This is a genomic window from Achromobacter sp. 2789STDY5608621, assembly GCF_001299375.1.
Taxonomy (GTDB): Bacteria; Pseudomonadota; Gammaproteobacteria; order Burkholderiales; family Burkholderiaceae_B; genus Achromobacter; species Achromobacter insuavis.
This window is the reverse complement of record NZ_CYTU01000031.1, coordinates 1-16,853: the sequence shown is the minus strand read 5'-3', so window position 1 is coordinate 16,853 and position 16,853 is coordinate 1. Positions and strand designations below refer to the sequence as shown.

At 67.7% G+C, this 16,853-nt stretch carries 15 protein-coding genes and 1 tRNA gene; 6 read left to right on the top strand and 10 right to left on the bottom strand.

The window, feature by feature from the left end:
* Positions 1–150: 150 nt before the first annotated feature.
* On the bottom strand, positions 151–930 hold the full coding sequence (locus AOZ53_RS23295) for a helix-turn-helix domain-containing protein (RefSeq protein WP_006392995.1): 780 nt from the start codon (positions 928–930) through the stop codon (positions 151–153).
* Positions 931–1,037: 107 nt separating this feature from the next.
* Between AOZ53_RS23295 and AOZ53_RS23290 the strand changes: the two genes are divergently transcribed.
* The 6 genes from AOZ53_RS23290 to AOZ53_RS23265 all read left to right on the top strand — a co-directional run bounded on the left by AOZ53_RS23290 (position 1,038) and on the right by AOZ53_RS23265 (position 5,962).
* Positions 1,038–1,478 carry a Fur family transcriptional regulator gene (locus AOZ53_RS23290; RefSeq protein WP_054433532.1) on the top strand — a complete coding sequence of 147 codons (441 nt, stop codon included), beginning with the start codon at positions 1,038–1,040 and terminating at the stop codon, positions 1,476–1,478.
* Positions 1,475–1,894 carry a hypothetical protein gene (locus tag AOZ53_RS23285; protein WP_054433531.1) on the top strand — a complete coding sequence of 140 codons (420 nt, stop codon included), beginning with the start codon at positions 1,475–1,477 and terminating at the stop codon, positions 1,892–1,894. The genes AOZ53_RS23290 and AOZ53_RS23285 overlap by 4 nt, the downstream gene beginning before the upstream one ends.
* Before the next feature lie 410 nt (positions 1,895–2,304).
* Positions 2,305–3,216, top strand: a complete 912-nt coding sequence (locus AOZ53_RS23280; RefSeq protein ID WP_054433530.1) for a LysR family transcriptional regulator — start codon at positions 2,305–2,307, stop codon at positions 3,214–3,216.
* A gap of 184 nt (positions 3,217–3,400) precedes the next feature.
* Positions 3,401–5,017 carry a methyl-accepting chemotaxis protein gene (locus AOZ53_RS23275; RefSeq protein WP_054474628.1) on the top strand — a complete coding sequence of 539 codons (1,617 nt, stop codon included), beginning with the start codon at positions 3,401–3,403 and terminating at the stop codon, positions 5,015–5,017.
* A gap of 106 nt (positions 5,018–5,123) precedes the next feature.
* On the top strand, positions 5,124–5,411 hold the full coding sequence (locus AOZ53_RS23270) for a hypothetical protein (protein ID WP_054433528.1): 288 nt from the start codon (positions 5,124–5,126) through the stop codon (positions 5,409–5,411).
* Between the two features lie 119 nt (positions 5,412–5,530).
* Positions 5,531–5,962: a RidA family protein gene (locus AOZ53_RS23265; RefSeq protein WP_054433527.1), complete on the top strand. Its 432-nt coding sequence runs from the start codon at positions 5,531–5,533 to the stop codon at positions 5,960–5,962.
* Between the two features lie 10 nt (positions 5,963–5,972).
* Here AOZ53_RS23265 and AOZ53_RS23260 read toward each other — a convergent pair whose 3' ends face one another.
* From AOZ53_RS23260 to AOZ53_RS23220, 9 genes are all read right to left on the bottom strand, one after another.
* The gene (locus AOZ53_RS23260; RefSeq protein WP_054474630.1) at positions 5,973–8,363 is read right to left on the bottom strand and encodes a TonB-dependent siderophore receptor; all 2,391 of its coding nucleotides are present in this window, start codon (positions 8,361–8,363) and stop codon (positions 5,973–5,975) included.
* A 103-nt stretch (positions 8,364–8,466) separates the two neighbouring features.
* Positions 8,467–9,456 carry a FecR family protein gene (locus AOZ53_RS23255; protein WP_054489554.1) on the bottom strand — a complete coding sequence of 330 codons (990 nt, stop codon included), beginning with the start codon at positions 9,454–9,456 and terminating at the stop codon, positions 8,467–8,469.
* Complete coding sequence (locus AOZ53_RS23250; RefSeq protein WP_054474686.1) at positions 9,453–9,959, bottom strand: sigma-70 family RNA polymerase sigma factor; 507 nt, start codon at positions 9,957–9,959, stop codon at positions 9,453–9,455. The genes AOZ53_RS23255 and AOZ53_RS23250 overlap by 4 nt, the downstream gene beginning before the upstream one ends.
* Positions 9,960–10,192: 233 nt before the next feature.
* A tRNA-Lys gene (locus AOZ53_RS23245) sits at positions 10,193–10,268 on the bottom strand.
* Between the two features lie 217 nt (positions 10,269–10,485).
* Positions 10,486–11,283 carry a MetQ/NlpA family ABC transporter substrate-binding protein gene (locus tag AOZ53_RS23240; protein WP_006392982.1) on the bottom strand — a complete coding sequence of 266 codons (798 nt, stop codon included), beginning with the start codon at positions 11,281–11,283 and terminating at the stop codon, positions 10,486–10,488.
* Between the two features lie 53 nt (positions 11,284–11,336).
* Positions 11,337–11,990, bottom strand: coding sequence for a methionine ABC transporter permease (locus AOZ53_RS23235; protein ID WP_006392981.1), 654 nt, complete (start codon positions 11,988–11,990; stop codon positions 11,337–11,339).
* Positions 11,947–13,035 carry a methionine ABC transporter ATP-binding protein gene (locus AOZ53_RS23230; protein ID WP_054433524.1) on the bottom strand — a complete coding sequence of 363 codons (1,089 nt, stop codon included), beginning with the start codon at positions 13,033–13,035 and terminating at the stop codon, positions 11,947–11,949. Before AOZ53_RS23230 ends, AOZ53_RS23235 begins: the two co-directional genes overlap by 44 nt.
* Positions 13,036–13,208: 173 nt before the next feature.
* Positions 13,209–15,434, bottom strand: a complete 2,226-nt coding sequence (locus AOZ53_RS23225; protein WP_054433523.1) for a glycoside hydrolase family 31 protein — start codon at positions 15,432–15,434, stop codon at positions 13,209–13,211.
* A gap of 272 nt (positions 15,435–15,706) precedes the next feature.
* A partial coding sequence (locus AOZ53_RS23220; RefSeq protein WP_156333491.1) for an FAD-dependent oxidoreductase occupies positions 15,707–16,853 on the bottom strand: 1,147 nt, incomplete at its 5' end.

The following is a 16,853-nucleotide window of genomic DNA, read 5'->3' as shown; positions in this document are numbered from 1 at the left end:
TAGGCAAAGGGCATCCGCGAAGATCCGCAAATCTGTCGGGAAAAAGTGAAGATCCGTAAAGGCTGGCCAGGGCTGGACGGCGCGGCCGGCGACGGGTGTTGGCGGCCTGCCGCCACGCGGCCCCGGACCGGCCGGCGGCCCGTCGAAGACTTATTCCCGGCCCGCCAGATAGCGCGTGGGCGTCATGCCGAAGGCGGCGCGGAAGTTGCCGATGAAGGCGCTGGTGCTTTCGTAGCCGACCGACAGCGCGGCTTCCGTGACCGAACCGCCGCGGCACAGCATTTCCAGGCCGCGCAGCAGCCGCGCCTGCTGGCGCCACTGGCCCAGCGTGACGCCGGTCTCCTGGCGGAAACGGCGCATCAGGGTACGCGTCGACATGTTCAGCCGCTGCGCCCATTCGTCGATGCCGGAGGGGTCGTCGGGCGTGCCCAGCAGCGTGTTGGCCAGGTCCTGCAGGCGCGGATCGTCCGGCATCGGCAGCAGCACCGGCGCGTGCTCGCGCTGCTTGACCTCGACCAGCAGCACCTCGAACAGCTGCTCGAGGTAGGCCTCGGACAGCTCGCCGGGCGGGCTGGTGGTGAAGCGTTCCATCAGCGCGTCGATCAGGCGCGACGACGGCCACGAGCGGCAATGATCCGGCAGCCGGGCGCAGGCGTCGGGCCGCACGTACAGGAACGACCCGCGCGCCTCCCCGAACCAGCGCGCGGCGTGCGTCACGCCGGGCGGAATCCAGCCCAGGCTGCCCGGCAGCACGGTCCAGACCTCGGCGCCCGACTGCACCAGCACCAGGCCCTCGTGCACCAGCACCAGCATGCCCTCGTTGTGCACGTGGTCAGGCACGGACAGCCCCTTGGACGCGCGCGGATGCCGCATGCTGAACGGCGTCAGCAGGACATCGGGCAAGGCGTTGTGGACCACGGTCACGCGCATGGTTGGCAGGTTTGAGCTACAGGTTGACGGATTCCCGTTAGCGGGGTCATTTGAAAATGTACATCATTCTCATCAATCGGGCATCGCCCCCCGAATGGAGAATCGACATGGACCATACCCGCCTGCGCGTGGCCGGCATCAAAGCCACCTTCCCGCGCCTGAAGATCCTGGACATCTTCCACCAGCACGCCGACCAGCACATGAGCGCGGCGGACATCTACCGCAACCTCATCTCGGAACGCAGCAGCATCGGCCTGGCCACGGTTTATCGCGTCATCACGCAACTTGAGGACGCCGGACTGCTCAAACGTACTCAGCTCGACTCGCACTCCACCGTGTACGAGTTGAATGACAAGGGACACCACGACCACCTGGTCTGCCGCCATTGCGGCCGGATCCAGGAATCCAGCGACCCCGCGATGGCGCAGCTGGTGCGCGATATCGCCAGGCAACGCGGCTTCGCGCTGGATTCCTACAGCCTGGTGCTTTACGGCGGCTGCGGCTGCCGCAAGGCCGCGCCCGCCCCTTCCATCGGAGAATTCGAATGAACCGCGACCAGTTTTTCTTCCACGATCTATCCCACTTCCCCATCGTCACCGCCAGGCACGGCAGCGCGCCGGCCGGCTATTCCGCCAGCTGGATCCGCGAGATGGAGATGCTGGTCGACAACCCCCAGACCTTCGTCATGGTGGTGCCGGACATGCGCACCGAGGCCAGCCACGACGACCGCAAGGCCATGATCGACTGGCAGACCACCAACATGCCGCGGCTGAAGGCGCGTTGCCGCGCGTTCATCGCCGTCGAACGCGACGCCGGCGCGCTCGACAAGATCCGCAAGCGCGGCGAGAAGATGGCGCGGGCCTTCGGCATGCCGTTCCTGGCCGTGGCCACGCCGCATGAAGCGGTGCAGTGCGCGCGCGAACTGCTCGGCCAGGCCGGCCCCGGCGGCTTCGTGATCGACTGACGCGCACCACGCTTGCACTCTGCTTTCAAGCGCGCCTTCGGGCGCGCTTTTTTTGCGTATCCAGCCCGCGCACGGCCGTAAATCCCGGCGCCAGGGCTTATTGCCGAAATTAGAATGCAATATTGATAAATTTGCGATTGTGGCAAAAGGTGTTGCTGGAATAAATTCCACCACTGGCCCAATCGCCTGTCCCGCAGGCTCCCGGGGCTGGCATTGCAGCGCGCCGGGCTCCCGGAAAGCGCTCATCCCGCGGCGCAACCCACCCTCGCTTGCGTGGTCCGACGCCGTTGGCCGTGGCGTTCACAAGACGGCACGGCGCGCGGCCACCCCAAGGACCGCCGCCTCCCGCGCTGTTCATAGCGGTTGCCAGCCGCCCGGACTCGACATTGAGATTTACGGCACGCACATCAATGAAGCGATTCCAATTCGACAGCACCGCGCTTCGTTACTTTCTCACTGTCGTCGACACAGGGTCCGTCAATGGCGCCGCCGCGCGGCTCAACGTCGTCAGCTCGGCCGTCAGCCGCCAGATCGCCGGCCTGGAGCAACGCCTGCACAACCAATTGTTCGAACGCCACCCCAAGGGCATGCGGGTGACGGAAGTCGGCCGCATCCTGGCCGACCATGCGCGCCGCGTCGAGGCCGACGCCGCCCGCACCTATGCCGAAATCGACGGCCAGAACGGCCGCTACACCCAGACCGTGAAGATCGCCGGCGCGCCCGGCTTCGCCGCCTACGCCCTGCCGCGCAAATTCGCCGCCTTCCAGGCCGAACACCCGACCATCCGCTTCAAGTTGCACATCCTGGATGCCGGCCTGGTGGCCGAACGGGTCCGTTCGGCGCAGGCCGACATCGGCGTCACCTACAGCCACACGGCGGAAAAGGACATCGCCGTGATCTATTCGCATCCCGCCGAGATCGTCGCGGTGATGCGCCCCGGCCACCCGCTGGCCGCCAGCGAATCGCTGCACATCACGCAGCTGTCGGCCTATCCGCTGGCGCTGCCGGACGGCGGCAGCGCCCTGCGGCAGGTGCTGGACATGGCCTGCAGCCTCTACAACATCACGTTGTCGCCGGCCTTCACCTCGAACCTGCCGGGCGCGGCCTATCACTATGTCCAGGCCAGCGACGCGGTCACCCTCTGCGCCCGCCTGACCGCCACCGAACACCTCGAAAGCGGGCGGCTGATCTGCCGCCCGATCAATGACGCGCTGCTCAACGCCGGCCAGCTCCAGTTCCAGACGCACGCCTCGCGCCCCCTGTCCGACGCCGCGCACCGCTTCCTGCGCTTCATCCGCAGCGACGCTCCCCAACTGTTCTGACCCCGCGGCCGGGCCCGCCAACGCGCAGGAGAGCCAGGCGCGGCGGCAGCATTGCCGAAAGCAGAATGCCTCGATGAAAAATGATCAATTGTTAAATTTGTAATTCAAATTTACAGTCAGCCGGATTTTCCGAGACCACGCTTTGACGGGTCAGCCCCAAGACACACACAGGAGCCTCCCCACCATGCTTAAGAACCTGAAGATACGCACCGGCCTGCTGGCCGTGATGGCCATCTTCGTCCTGGCGCTGGCAACCGCCACGAGCATGGGCTGGATCTACGCCCGCGATGCCGATGCCGCGGTGGACGACCTGAACTCGGTCGCCACCGAGCAGACCCGCCCCCTGTACGAAACGCAGACGCTGCTGCTGCGCAGCCGGCTGACGCTGGTGGCCGCCTACCTGGACATCGTGTCCGGCAAGGGCAGCCAGGCGCAAGGCAGCATCGACCAGGCCACCCAATACCTGCAGGATGCGCGCAAGCAATTCGCGGTGTACCAGCGCGTGCGCAAGAACACCGAGGCCGGCCTGAAGCTGGCCGGCGAGCTGGAAAGCGTTTTCACCGCCTACGTGCGCAGCATCGAGGCCCTGGAAGCCTCCTTGCAAAAGCAGTCGGCCGAGGGCTACGCCGCCGCCGTGGTCGACACCCGCAGCGCCGACGCCCGCTTCGCCGAACGTGTGAACAGCTTCCTCGAGCACACCGAACGCCGCAGCGCCACCATCAACGCCGAATCCGACCTGCGCTATGAACGCGCCGAGTTGTCCACCATCATCATGCTGGTCCTGGCGGCCGCGCTGGCGCTGGGTTGCTGGCGCTTCATCAGCCGCCAGGTGCTGCAGCCCCTCAAGGACGCCGCCACGCACTTCGACCGCATCGCCTCCGGCGACCTGACGCAGCGCGTCGCGGTCAATTCCAGCAATGAAATCGGCGTGCTGTTCACCGCCCTCAAGCGCATGCAGGAAAGCCTCACCCGCACGGTGGGCGAAGTGCGCCGCAGCGTCACCGAGATCAACACCGGCGCCGCCGAGATCTCGTCGGGCAACACCAACCTGTCGGCGCGCACCGAGGAACAGGCCGCCTCGCTGGAAGAAACCGCCGCGTCGATGGAAGAACTGGCCACCGCGGTCAAGCAGAACACCGAGCACGCGCACCAGGCCAACAGCCTGGCCGCCGAAAGCCGTGGCGTCGCCCTGCGCGGCGGCCAGGCCGTCGGCCAGGTGGTGGAAACCATGGCCCGCATCTCGGAAAGCTCGCGCCGCATCTCCGAGATCGTCTCGGTGATCGATGGCATCGCCTTCCAGACCAACATCCTGGCCCTGAACGCCGCGGTCGAGGCCGCCCGCGCCGGCGAGCAGGGCAAGGGCTTCGCGGTGGTCGCCGGCGAAGTGCGCACCCTGGCCCAGCGCAGCGCCCAGGCGGCGCGCGAAGTGAAGGACCTGATCGAGCAATCCTCCAGCAATGTCGACAGCGGCGCCGAGCAGGTCCGCGCGGCCGGCGACACCATGCAGGAAATCGTCGACTCGGTGCAGCGCGTCACCCTGATCATGGCCGAGATCACCGAAGCCTCGACCGAGCAGTCCATCGGCATCGACCAGATCAACGGCGCGGTCACGCAGATGGACGACGTCACCCAGCAGAACGCCGCGCTGGTCGAGCAAGCGGCGGCCGCCGCCTCCTCGCTGGAGGAACAGGCCAAGCGCCTGGCGGCCACCGCCGCGTTCTTCAAGCTGCCCGCCGAGACCGTGATCGACGTCACGCCGCAGGCCATCGCCGCCCCGCTGCGCCCGGCTTACGTCGCCTGACGGCGGCCCGCCGATTTAAGACTCCGCCCGATCGGCCGTTGTCCTGTAGGTCAGGCCTCGCGACACGCCTCGCGACGGCCTTCAACCGACCACGAGCCCACGACGCATGAGCCGCGCCCTCGCCTGCCATTTTTGCCTATCGACGCTGGCGCAAGGCGCGCCCCTGCTGGAAAGAAACGGGGCCGCCATCTGCAAATCCTGTGCCGACGCCTTTTCGGCCGAGTTCACCGAGCGCGCCTGGGCCATGGCGTCGTCCCTCGACGAACAGCTGGACGTGCTGTTGGCCGAAAGCCAGCGGGCGCTGCAGCACAGCGCCATCCTGGCCGAACGCGCCCGCGGCTGCGGCCTGAGCCTGGCCGACCTGTCGGCCATGCCGCCGCGCACGCTGTCCTGATCCAGCGCGGATCCGTCGCCCCGGCCGACAAGTGATGCCTGGAGGCCTGCCTTGACCTCAACCGTGGTTGAGGTCTGATACTGGCGCTCCAACAAGACGAATCGTTCCCGGAGTCCAGCATGTCGTCCCGCATCACCCCCGCCCTGCCCTCGCTCGCCTTCATCAATCCGCCCGGCCTGTACGACCCCCGTCCCAACGGCTACTCGCACGTGGCCGTCGCCGACACGCCCGCGCGCCTGGTGTTCGCCGCCGGCCAGGGCGGTGAAAACACCCGGGGCGAGCTGCACCCCGACTTCGTGCTGCAAGTGCGCCAGGCGCTCGACAACGTCCAGACCGCACTGGCAGGCGCCGGCGCCACGCTGTTCGATGTCGCCAAGCTGACCGTGCTGGTGGTCGATCACAGCCAGGAACGCCTGGCGCTGTTCACCCACGAGATCAAGGCGCGCTGGGGCATCCACCTGGCGCCGGCCTGCACCCTGATCCCGGTGCCGCGCCTGGCGCTGGACGGGATGCTGGTGGAGATCGAGGCGACGGCGCTGCTGCCGCTTTGACCCCCCTGACTCAGAAGGTGTATTTGGCGGTCAGCAGGAACGACCGCGGCGCGCCGAAATGGTTGTTGTCCTGGGTGCTGCCGATCGCCTGGTAGTAATACTTGTCGAAGACGTTGTACACGTTCAGGCGCAGGTCCAGGTTGCGGCTCGCCTGGTACGACACGACCGTATCGACAATGCCGTAGCCCGCCTGCCGCACGTTGTAGCGCGGCAGGCTGATCGGGCTTTGCAGACGGACCGCGCCGCCCACGCGCCATGCGTTCAGCGCGCCGGGCAGCGTGACCATGGTGGACAGCTTGAACAGGTGGCGCGGCGTCTGCGTGTCATAGCGCGTGCCGGCCGGACCGTTCTCCGAATCCTTGAGGTACTTGGACTGGTTGTAGGTGTAGCCGGCCATGACCTGCCAACCCGGCGTCAGCGTGCCGGCCAGTTCCAGCTCCACCCCCCGGCTCTGCACCTCGCCGGATTGCGAATAGCACGACTGGGTCGGGTTCGCGCAAGTGGACTGCAACTGCGTGACCGGCAGGTTGCGCTGGTTGATCTGGAAAATCGCGGCGCTGGCGTTGAGCCTGCCGTCGAAGTACTCGCCCTTGATCCCGGCCTCCAGATTGGTGCCCGTCACCGGATCCAGCAATGCGCCCGTCGCCGTCTGGTAGTTCTGCGGCTGGAAAATCGAGGTCCAGCTGGCATAGACCGAGTGGTGGGCATCCAGGTCGTAGACCAGCCCGGCGTAGGGCGTGATCTCGTTGCTCACCTTGTAGCCGGCCGGATCGACGTAGTCGCCGGACTTCAGCGTCATGCGGTATTCATACGAATCGACGCGCGCCCCCACCATCAGCGTCAGGGGATCGGCCAGGCTGAGCCGGGTGGTGGCGTACGCGCTGGACAGGCGCTGGTGGCCCTTGCGCGACCACGGGTAGGTGAACGCGGGCTTGGGCACCGCGCTGGAATCCCAGTTCATCGGATCGACGATCACGTTGTAATCCGTGGGCCAGCCGCCCGGGCCGTCATCGTCCTTGTTGCGGCGAAAGCTGCCGCCCAGCACCAGTTCATGGGTGCGGCCCAACAACTGGAACGGACCGCTCAGGTAGCCGTCGATGCTGTGCTGCGTCTTGTCGTAGGCGTATTGGCCCGCGCCCTGGCCAAAGTCCTCGGAATCCTCCAGGGGATAGAGATACGTGCCCAGCATGTCCAGCTTCGAGCGCAGCACGCGGGCCGTCACCCGGCCTTTCCAGCCGTTCGCGAAGCGGTGGTCCAGTTCGGCGAACAGGCTGGAGTTCTCCTTGTTCCAGTAGGCCCAGTCGGGGGTCAGGCGGGTCGACCGCTTGAAGTCGTAGAACGAGCCATCACGCCGCGTCGGCAGGCCGTTCCAGTCGGCGCCCGGGTTGTCCTCGCGGTTGTAGTAGCCGCCCACGCTCAGCGTGGTGTTCGCGCCCAGGTCGGCCTCGATCGTGCCGTAGTACAGCTGCCGCTGATGCTCGTACGCCTTCTTGAAAGTGCGCGAATCCTGGTAGGCGACCACGCCACGCGCGCGCACGCTGCCGCTGGCGTTCAGGGGACCCGACCCATCGACCTCGCCACGGTAGTTGTCCCAGCTGCCCGCGCTGGTCGTCACCGAGAACTGCGGCGTGGCGGTCGGCCGCTTGCGCACCAGATTGATCGTGCCCGAAGGATTGCCCACGCCGGTCATCAGCCCGGAGGCGCCTCGCAGCACCTCCACGTGGTCATACATCGCCAGGGTGGCGACGCCCTGCGTGTCGTAGTCGTAGCCCAGCGGCACCCCGTCGGCCAGGAAGGAACTGATCTCGAACCCGCGCGAGAAGAACTGGGTCCGCTCGCCGCCGCCAATCTGGCGCGTGGTCAGCCCGGTGGTATCGCGCGCCACCTCGTCCAATGACTGGAAACCCCGGTCATCCATCTGCTGCCGCGTCACCACGCTGATCGACTGCGGCGTCTCGCGTTGGGACAGCTGGAACTTGGTCGCCGTGCTCATCGAACCGATCGTGTACGCGCCCGAGCCCTCGGTGACCGGCCCCAGCGTGGCGCCCTCGACACTCACCGGCGCCAGCGTGGCAACGCCCGTCGCGCTTCGGCGCAGCGTCAGGGTGCCGTCCGCCGCCGTGGACAGCTCCAGGCCCGAGTCGGCCAGCGCGCGCCCGGCGGCCTGCCGCAGCGTCAGGTCGCCGGAGACCGCCGGCGCCATCTTGCCGGCCACCAGTTCGGGCGAATACGAGATCACCGCGCCCGCGGTCCGCGCGATCTGGGTCAGCGCGACGTCGAGCGGGCCGGCCGCGATGCGGTACGACCGGACCTCCTGGGCGACTTGCGCCTGGACCGGGACGGCGGCGGCGAAGGCGAGCGCGGCCAGCGCGCGGGAAGCCGGGAACCTGAAGCAGAACATGGAACACTCCGTGATTGCGTGAAGACGCGTTCCATGTATGTGCAATGGCGTCGCCAAAAAAACACCCAGTGCGGAAAATTTTCCGTGGCGCGGCAAGCGCGCCTCAGGCCTGCCGCGTCGCGACGTCGATCATCACCAGCCAGGCGCCGAAGCGGCGCAGGGTGATCGGCTGCGTGTGGCGCAGGGCTTCGAGGGCGCGCTCGGTGTCGTCCAGCGGGAACAGGCCGGATACCCGCAGGCGGCTGGCGGCGGCAGACACCCGGATCCAGCCGGGGCGATAGCGCGCCAGCGCGTCGATCACCCGTTGCAGCGGTTCGTCGTGGACCTCGATCCGCCCTTCCTGCCAGGCGGCCGCATGGGTCTGCGCCGCCTGGACCGGGTCGATCCTGTGCGCGTCGAACCACGCGCCCTCCCCCTCGGCCAGCAAGCGCTGCTGGCCGCCCACGGTGACGATCCCGGCCTGTCCGGTCAGCGCCACGCACTGGCTGCGATCCTCGGCGCATCGCACCAGGACGCTGCCGCTGCGCGGCAGCACCGCGCCTTGCGCGGTCTGGATGCGCAACGGTGACGCTCCGCCAACCGCGTCGACGCCGTCGGCCAGCCTCACGACAATGGCGCCCGCTTCCAGTCGCACCCGCCGCCGCCCGCCCGAAAAATCGACGCTGGCCGCGGTGCGCGCGTCCAGTTCCATGATGGCGCCATCGGGCAAGGCCACGGTGCGGCGCTGTCCGGTGCCGGTCAGATAGTCCGCCGCCACGTGGGTCAGCGGCAGGAACCGGTCCAGGCAGACGGCGCCGCCGAACAGCCCGCCGGCGGTCAGGAGCAGCTTGTTCAATCGACGCCGCTGGGCCTCCTGCGGCCGCAGCAGGGAACGCCGCAACGCGCCGGAAGCGCTCAACAGACGGGGATCGATGGCGTGCAGCGCGCTGCCGAGCGCGGCCTCCAGGTGGTGCCAGGCCGCCTGATGCGAAGGACTGGCGGCCAACCAGGCCTCGAATGCGCGCTGGTCGGCTTCGGTGGCCGCGCCCCCCGACAGACAGAGCCGCCAGGCGATGGCGGCCTCGCGCGCCTCGGTGGCGGGCGTGGCGCTCATGCGTCGAACGCTGCGCAGCAGCGCTGCAAGGCCTGGGCGATGTACTTGCGCACCATCGTGGGAGACACAGCGAGGCGGCCGGCGATATCGACATGCGTCATGCCGTCGAGCTGGCTGTAGAGAAACGCCATGCGGGCCTTGGAGGACAAGCCATCGAGGACGGCGTCCAGGGCCTGCAATGCCTGCAAGGTCTGGTAGCGGCTCTCCGCCGAAGGTTCCACCAGTTCGGGCTGGATGCGCAGCATGTCGAGCCAGGCCCGCTCCAGTTCACGCCTGCGCCAGAGCCGCCAGGTGATGCGTCGCGCGATCGTGACCAGCATCGCGCGCGGCTCGAGCAACTGATGCAGCGCCGGCGCCTGCAGCAGTTGCGTGAAGGTCTCGCTGGCGACGTCCTGCGCATCTTCCCGATTGCGCAGGCCATCGCGCAAGCGCCGCTCGAGCCACGGATGATCGTCTTTGTAGATGCTGGCGAAGCGGGCGTTTCTGGCCAGATGGGAGTCCACGGCGCACAAAATAGGGAAATGGGAATCGTTATTGATTATGACACGATTCCCCCGCCGGGATGCGATGCTGGCCCTGCCCCCTGCCAGAAGAAAACCGCGGCAAGACCTGCGTCGCAAAAAAAAACGCCGCTTTGAAAGCGGCGTCTTTTCGATGCGGCGGCGCAAGAGGCAATCTGGCCGCCTGGAACAAAGACCTGAACAACCTCGCAGGCATTTGTTCCGGCAAATTGGGGTGGTGGGCTGAGCGAGACTCGAACTCGCGACCAACGGATTAAAAGTCCGCTGCTCTACCGACTGAGCTATCAGCCCGACCGAAGCCAGAAATTATGGCTGATTTCGCAGACCTTGTCAAAAAATAGAGACGAGGCGCCTCAACGACGCAACATCCGTTCGCGACCCGCCCGACGCGCCAGTGCACACGCCCCTCCGGTCGGCCCGGCGGGGCAATGGAAAATGGCCGCCCCGCGCGCGTCAACGAAAAACGGCCGCTTGCGCGGCCGTTCTGCATCGGAGAGGCGATCCTGGCTTACCAGGCAGCCACCACCGCGCCCTTGAACTTGGTCTCGATGAACTGCTTCACGGCCGGGCTGTGATAGATGCTGACCAGCTTGGCGAACTCGGGACGGTCCTTGTCCTTTTCACGCACCACCAGCACGTTGGCGTACGGCGAGTTGGGCGATTCCTGGGCGATGGCGTCGGTGGCCGGGTTCAGGCCCGCTTCCAGCGCGAAGTTGGTGTTCACGGCCGAGGCGTCGGTGTCGTCCAGCGAACGCGGCAGCTGGGCGGCGTCCAGTTCGATGAAGCGCAGCTTCTTCGGGTTCTCGATGACGTCGATCGGGGTGGCCTTCAGGCCGGCTTCCGGACGCAGCTTGATCAGGCCGTTGGCCTGCAGCAGCAACAGGGCGCGGCCGCCGTTGGTGGGATCGTTCGGCAGCGCGATGCGGGCGCCTTCCTTCAGCTCGGCCAGCGACTTGATCTTCTTGCTGTAGATGCCGATCGGGAAGATCACGGTCTTGGCGATGCTGACCAGCTTGTAGCCGCGGTCGGCGTTGGCGTTGTCCAGGTAGGGCTGGTGCTGATAGCTGTTGACGTCCAGGTCGCCCGAGGCCAGCGCGACGTTGGGCTGCACGTAGTCGGTGAACTCGATCACCTGGATGTTCAGGCCCTGCTTGGCGGCTTCTTGCTTGACCACGTCGAAGATCTGGGCGTGCGGGCCGGCCGTGACGCCGACCTTCAGCGGCTTGTCCTGGGCCAGCGCGGGCTGGGCGAATACGGCGGCGCCGAGGGCGAACGCGGCCAGCGACTTCAAAACCTTGATGCTCATGTTGCGAATTTCCCGAATGTCGGAGGGAGGAAAAGAATGAGGAAAGCCTGCGTTCAACGGTGCGAGATGCGGCGCACGTAGCGGTCGCCCAGGCTCTGGATCAGTTGCACCAGCACGATGAGCACGATGACCACGGCGGCCATCACGTCGGACTGGAAGCGTTGGTAGCCATAGCGGATCGCCAGGTCGCCCAGGCCGCCGCCGCCGATGGCGCCGGCCATGGCCGAATAACCGATCAGGCTGACCACGGTGACGATGGTGGCGGCGATCAGGCCGGGCAGCGCCTCGGGCAGCAGTACCTTCATGATGATCTGCATCGGCGACGCGCCCATGGCGCGCGCGGCGGTGATCAGGCCCGGATCGACTTCGCGCATGGCGTTCTCGGCGATGCGCGCCATGAACGGAATCGCGGCCACCGACAGCGGCACGATGGCGGCCGTGGTGCCGATCGAGGTCTGCGCCACCAGGCGCGTGAACGGAATGATGGCGACCATCAGGATCACGAACGGCACCGAGCGGGTGGCGTTGATGACCGCGCCCAGCGCGTGGTTGACGGGCTGGTTCTCGAGCATGTTGCCGCGCGCGGTGACGGTCAGGATCACGCCCAGCGGAATGCCGACCAGCACCGCGATGGCGCTGGCCACGCCCACCATCAGCAGGGTGTCAAGCAGCGACGTAATAAGCAGGTCGATCAGTTGCGGACTCATGAGCAATTTCTTCAACGGTGATGTCACGGGCGGTCAACGCGGCGATGGCGTCCTTGACCGCGGCGGGCGCGCCTTGGGCCAGCACGAACATCGTGCCGACGGCCACGCCCTGGATGTCTTCGACGCGCGCCTGCACCAGGCCCACGTCCAGCGAATACTGCGTCGACAGGTCGGACAGGAACGAGCCCGACGCGTCGGTGCCGGTCAGCGACAGGCGCAGCAGGCGCACGGCCTGGCCCGGCTTGGCGGCGGCCAGCGTCTCGATGCGCTGCTTGACGGCGGCCAGCGTGGCGTCGGTCAGGTCCGAGGCGGTCGCGGCCGACACCATGGCGCGGGTCACTTCGTGGCGCGGCTGAGCAAACACTTCGCGGGTGCTGCCCATCTCGACCACTTCGCCCTGCGACAGCACGGCCACGCGGTCGCAGACTTCGCGCACCACTTCCATCTGGTGCGTGATCATGACCACGGTGACGCCAGTCTTGCGATTGATGTCGCGCAGCAGCGCCAGGATGTTGTGGGTGGTCTCGGGATCGAGCGCGGACGTGGCTTCGTCGCTGAGCAGCACGTCCGGATTGTTGGCCAGGGCGCGCGCGATGCCGACGCGCTGCTTCTGGCCGCCGCTGATCTGGCTGGGATATCGGTCGCGCAGGTGCTCAAGGCCCACCAGCGCCAGCAGGCGCTCGACGCGGGCCGGGATCTCGCTCTTGGCGACGCCGGCGATTTCCAGTGGCAGCGCCACGTTGCCGTACACCGTGCGGCGCGACAGCAGGTTGAAGCCCTGGAACACCATGCCGATGCGGCGGCGCTGGGCGCGCAGTTGCGCCTCGCTCAAGCCGGTCAGCGCCTGGCCGCCAATGGCGATGGAGCCCTCGTTGGGACGCTCCAGCAAATTGATGCACTGGACCAGCGTGCTTTTACCGGCCCCGCTGGGGCCGATGATGCCGAAGACCTCGCCCTGCTGGATGTGCAGGTTGATGCCACGCAGCGCCTGGAACTGGCCGTGCGGCGTGGCGTAGGTCTTGGATAGGTTCTCGATCTGAATCATGGCAAGCGATTTTGTATCTTTTCTCTTCTAAAGAGAACGACCGTTTTTTCCATTTTTAATAACTAACAGTAATATAGAATACGTCCACAAAAAGACGTAAAGGGCAGTCGGGAAGGAAAGCCTTCCTGACTGCCCTTTTTGCATCGGAGGCCGGCGGACCAGCCCCGCCTGGCTCAACGAGCGCGGGAGATACGGACCTCGGCGCCGCGGCGCTTGACCTCCAGGCCTTCCGACGGCGAAATGCGCAGGCCTTCCAGCCCCTTGATGTAGCTGGAGCCCTGCATCTGCATGACGCGGATCTTGTTACGCATGACCACCGGGTTATGCACAGGCATGCCGAACATCCAGACTTCGTCGAGGATGCGGGCCGAATTGAATTCGCCCGTGTGCTGCGCCGCCGGACCCAGACAGAGCATGTGCCCTTCGCGCCCGAACACCGGGAACTGGCCATGATCGCAATCGATGGTCCAGGTGGTGCCGCCTTCGTAGCGATGGCCGGTGTTCAGGTCCCACCAGGCTTCGCCCTTGGGCAGATACACCCGCACCTGCTTGCCCGGCGCGGTGATCGGCGCCACCAGCAAGGCCGGGCCCAGCAGGTATTGCAGATCCCATTCGTGGGCGTGCGGATCGTTCGGGAACGACAGCGCCATGGAACGCTGCACCGGCAGGCCGGTGCGCGCGGCATCCTCGATGGCGCCCAGCACATAGGGCACCAGGCGATAGCGCCACTGCATCCAGGTCTTGACCTGGGCCAGCGTCTCGTCGCCGAAGTCCCACGGCAGCAGGCCATTCACGCCCTGGAACGAGAAGTTCGCCGAGAACACGCCGGCGGTCAGCCAGCGCAGGTACAGCTCGGGCGTCATGTCGGCCGTGCCGCGCGACCCGGTGCCGATACCGTGCACCTGGACCGGCAGGCCCGAGGCGCCGATCGACAGCGCGGTGCGCAGGGTATGGCGCAGGCCTTCCCAGGTGTTGTCGACCTGCGGCCCCACCTGCCACGGCAGGCGCTGCGCGGCGGGGAACAGGTCGGTGCTGGGCACCACGCCTTCGGGCGGCACCTTCAGGCCGGCGACGGCGTCGAACAGCGCGCGGCGCACCAGCAGCGGATACATGCTGCGCAGTGCCGGGCCGGTCTCGCCATTGCGGGCGGTGACACCGTCGGGGATGGCGATCTGGGCGTCGCAGGCCGGCGCGTCCAGGCCGTCCTCGACCAGTTGGCGATGGCGCTCGACCCACAGGTTGTAGATGTCGCGATAGGTCAGGTCCAGCAAGCCGTAGGGCTGGCCGGAGGTGGCGGCGATGCCGTCGAACACCTGCGCCGAGCCGTCTTCACGCGTGAGCAGCCAGCCGCGGTCTTCGAGTTCCTCGAACAACGGGCTGGTCTTGATGACGCCGGGAAAACCGGACGCGGCCACGTGCACGTTGTGCTTGTGGAACAGCGCCAGCATCTGCTTGGCGTCGGGGAAGCGCTGGGCATCCCATTCGAACACGGTCTTGTCGGCCTGGAAGCCCCACGCCGCCGGCTGCGCCAGCGTCACGGCGTCGACCGGGATCTGGTTCTCGCGCATGCGGCCCAGCAGGGCCACGGTCTGCGTCGGCATTTCGCCGCTGGCCTGCTGCAGCCACGCGCCCATCGCCCACAGCACGGGCTGGCCGGCGCGGCCGGTCAACGCGGTGTACTGGTTGAGGATTTCAGCGGGCTCGCCGGCGAACAGGAACACGTCCAGCACCACGTCGTCGACACTGACGACGTAGGCCGAATCGGCCGGCGCCGTGCCGACCGCGTGCTCGACGCGGCGCATGGTGTTGACGTACAGACCCCAGCCGCGCGGGCTCCATGCCAGCGGCAGGGCGCGATGCTCGGGATCGTCGGAGACCACGGATTCTTCGCGGCGGTTCAGGTCGCCCGGGGTTTCGCCCAGGCCGTACACGCGCTCGTCCGGCAGCAGGGTGAAGCCCGCCGTCCAGACCGCGTCGTCGGCCTGGTCCAGCGCGTTGTGCCCGAATGCGGGCGTATGCGCGGAAACCTCGGACTCGAACACCCGCTCTTCATTGCGATAGAGCGCAAAGCGCACCGGGTTGGATTGGAGCTCCAGGGCCACATCGCCCTGGGTGATGCGCCAACCGTCCCCGCCTTCGCGCGGGGCGATGGCGGCCTCGCCCACCGCCTCCTGGCGCGCGAGCAGCATCTCGGCCACGGCGCGCGCGCGCGCGCCGGGCTTGTCATCGGTAAGGTGGTTCGCCTCGCCGCAGCGCAGGCGAAACACACCAGGCGCATGCGCCTCGACTACCAGGTGCAACCCATCGCCCGCGTCGAAATCGATGCGACTGGGGCGGGACGTCAGCAGCTCGATGGTGTCGAGCTGGGTAGTATGGGCAAAGTCGAACTTGGGCGGCACAGAGCATCCCCCGGCTTAAGCCAAAAACCATCAAAAGACGCTATTTTGACGGATTTGAGCTTTGAAATAAACTCGGTCCCTCTTTTGGATGGCGATATCATCCAAAAAAAGGGGTCACAAAGCCCCCGGCCGGCCTCCCGCGCGTCGTCGCCAGAGCGCCTCCGGAACACCAAACCTGCGCCCAACGCGGGCCCATTTGGCGCCAAATCCTGGCATTTGCCCCAATTCTACGCCACCCCATTCCGCGCCCGGCAGCCCCGCAGAAGTTTTTTTCAGCGTGGCGCGATCAACCGGGACAGATCGGTTTCAAGCGGTGACGGCTCGCCGCATAGCCGGGCCGCGATCAGGTCCCCCATCAGCGCCGACCAGGACAGCCCGCGCGACGCGTAACCGGCCGCCAGCCACAGCCCCGGCGCATGGGTCAGCTCGCCCACGGCGGGCAGGCGTCCCGGCAAGACCGCCCGCCATCCCGCCCAGCCCGGCAAGCTGCCCGGCGCCAGGGCGTCGAAAGCCGGAAAACCGCCGCCCAGCAGTCCCGCCGCCTTGTCCAACGTGACGCGCTGGCCTTCGGCGCCGATACGCGCCTCGGTGGCGCCGTGCACATAGGTGCTGCCCGCCACGCAACCGGCGCCGGTATCGGGCAGCAGGTAGCCTTCGCCGCCCACCACGCAGCGCGGACCGCCGCCCAGCGCCGCCGCCGGCACCAGCGTGACCTCGCCCGCCAGCGCATGCATCTGCGCCACCCGCGGCAGCGGCGCCAGCAGGCCGCTGGCCGCCAGCACGCCCTGCGCGCCGAAGGCGTTGGCCAGGATCACGACATCGGCCCGCGCCAGCTCCGTGTCCGCGGCGTCGAACGCGCGCCAGCCCGCGCCCTCGGCCACCACCCGCGCCACCGTCCCCGCCGCCACGCGCACGCCGGGCGTCGCCAGCAAGGCCGGGATCAATTGGCCGGGCTGCACCAGCATGCCCTGACCGAAGAAGATGCCGCCGCGCGCCAGCGGCAATCCGGCCAGCGCGCTGGCCTCGTCGCGGCTGACCGCGCGCACCCAGTCGCGCGGAAACGCCAGCACCGACAATGTTTCTTCCAGCGCCGCGGCGCGGCCCGCATCTCGCTCCAGCTGCACGGTGCCGCACACGGTCGGCGCGGCGCCGCCGGCCAGCCCGGCCCAGCGAGCCTGGGCGCGTCCGCTACCGGCGCGCGACAGGCGCGCGCGGGCGTTGTCGTCGCGCGCCAGCACCGGCGTCAGCGCCGCCGCGGTGTGGCCGGCATGGGCCAGCGCGCCCCGCGCCAGCGCCGCATCCAGCACCGTCACGCGCCAGCCTCGCAGCGCCAGGGACTGCGCGATGCCCGCCCCCGCCAGGCCCGCCCCCACCACCAGCGCGTGGCGGCCCTCCTCGGCCGCCGCGGCCGGCGCGGCG

What these genes read in the sequence shown, in the direction of transcription:
- AOZ53_RS23295 (WP_006392995.1), bottom strand. Translation starts at nt 930, where the DNA reads ATGCGCGTGACCGTGGTCCACAACGCCTTGCCCGATGTCCTGCTGACG.
- AOZ53_RS23290 (WP_054433532.1), top strand. Translation starts at nt 1,038, where the DNA reads ATGGACCATACCCGCCTGCGCGTGGCCGGCATCAAAGCCACCTTCCCG.
- AOZ53_RS23285 (WP_054433531.1), top strand. Translation starts at nt 1,475, where the DNA reads ATGAACCGCGACCAGTTTTTCTTCCACGATCTATCCCACTTCCCCATC.
- AOZ53_RS23280 (WP_054433530.1), top strand. Translation starts at nt 2,305, where the DNA reads ATGAAGCGATTCCAATTCGACAGCACCGCGCTTCGTTACTTTCTCACT.
- AOZ53_RS23275 (WP_054474628.1), top strand. Translation starts at nt 3,401, where the DNA reads ATGCTTAAGAACCTGAAGATACGCACCGGCCTGCTGGCCGTGATGGCC.
- AOZ53_RS23270 (WP_054433528.1), top strand. Translation starts at nt 5,124, where the DNA reads ATGAGCCGCGCCCTCGCCTGCCATTTTTGCCTATCGACGCTGGCGCAA.
- AOZ53_RS23265 (WP_054433527.1), top strand. Translation starts at nt 5,531, where the DNA reads ATGTCGTCCCGCATCACCCCCGCCCTGCCCTCGCTCGCCTTCATCAAT.
- AOZ53_RS23260 (WP_054474630.1), bottom strand. Translation starts at nt 8,363, where the DNA reads ATGTTCTGCTTCAGGTTCCCGGCTTCCCGCGCGCTGGCCGCGCTCGCC.
- AOZ53_RS23255 (WP_054489554.1), bottom strand. Translation starts at nt 9,456, where the DNA reads ATGAGCGCCACGCCCGCCACCGAGGCGCGCGAGGCCGCCATCGCCTGG.
- AOZ53_RS23240 (WP_006392982.1), bottom strand. Translation starts at nt 11,283, where the DNA reads ATGAGCATCAAGGTTTTGAAGTCGCTGGCCGCGTTCGCCCTCGGCGCC.
- AOZ53_RS23235 (WP_006392981.1), bottom strand. Translation starts at nt 11,990, where the DNA reads ATGAGTCCGCAACTGATCGACCTGCTTATTACGTCGCTGCTTGACACC.
- AOZ53_RS23230 (WP_054433524.1), bottom strand. Translation starts at nt 13,035, where the DNA reads ATGATTCAGATCGAGAACCTATCCAAGACCTACGCCACGCCGCACGGC.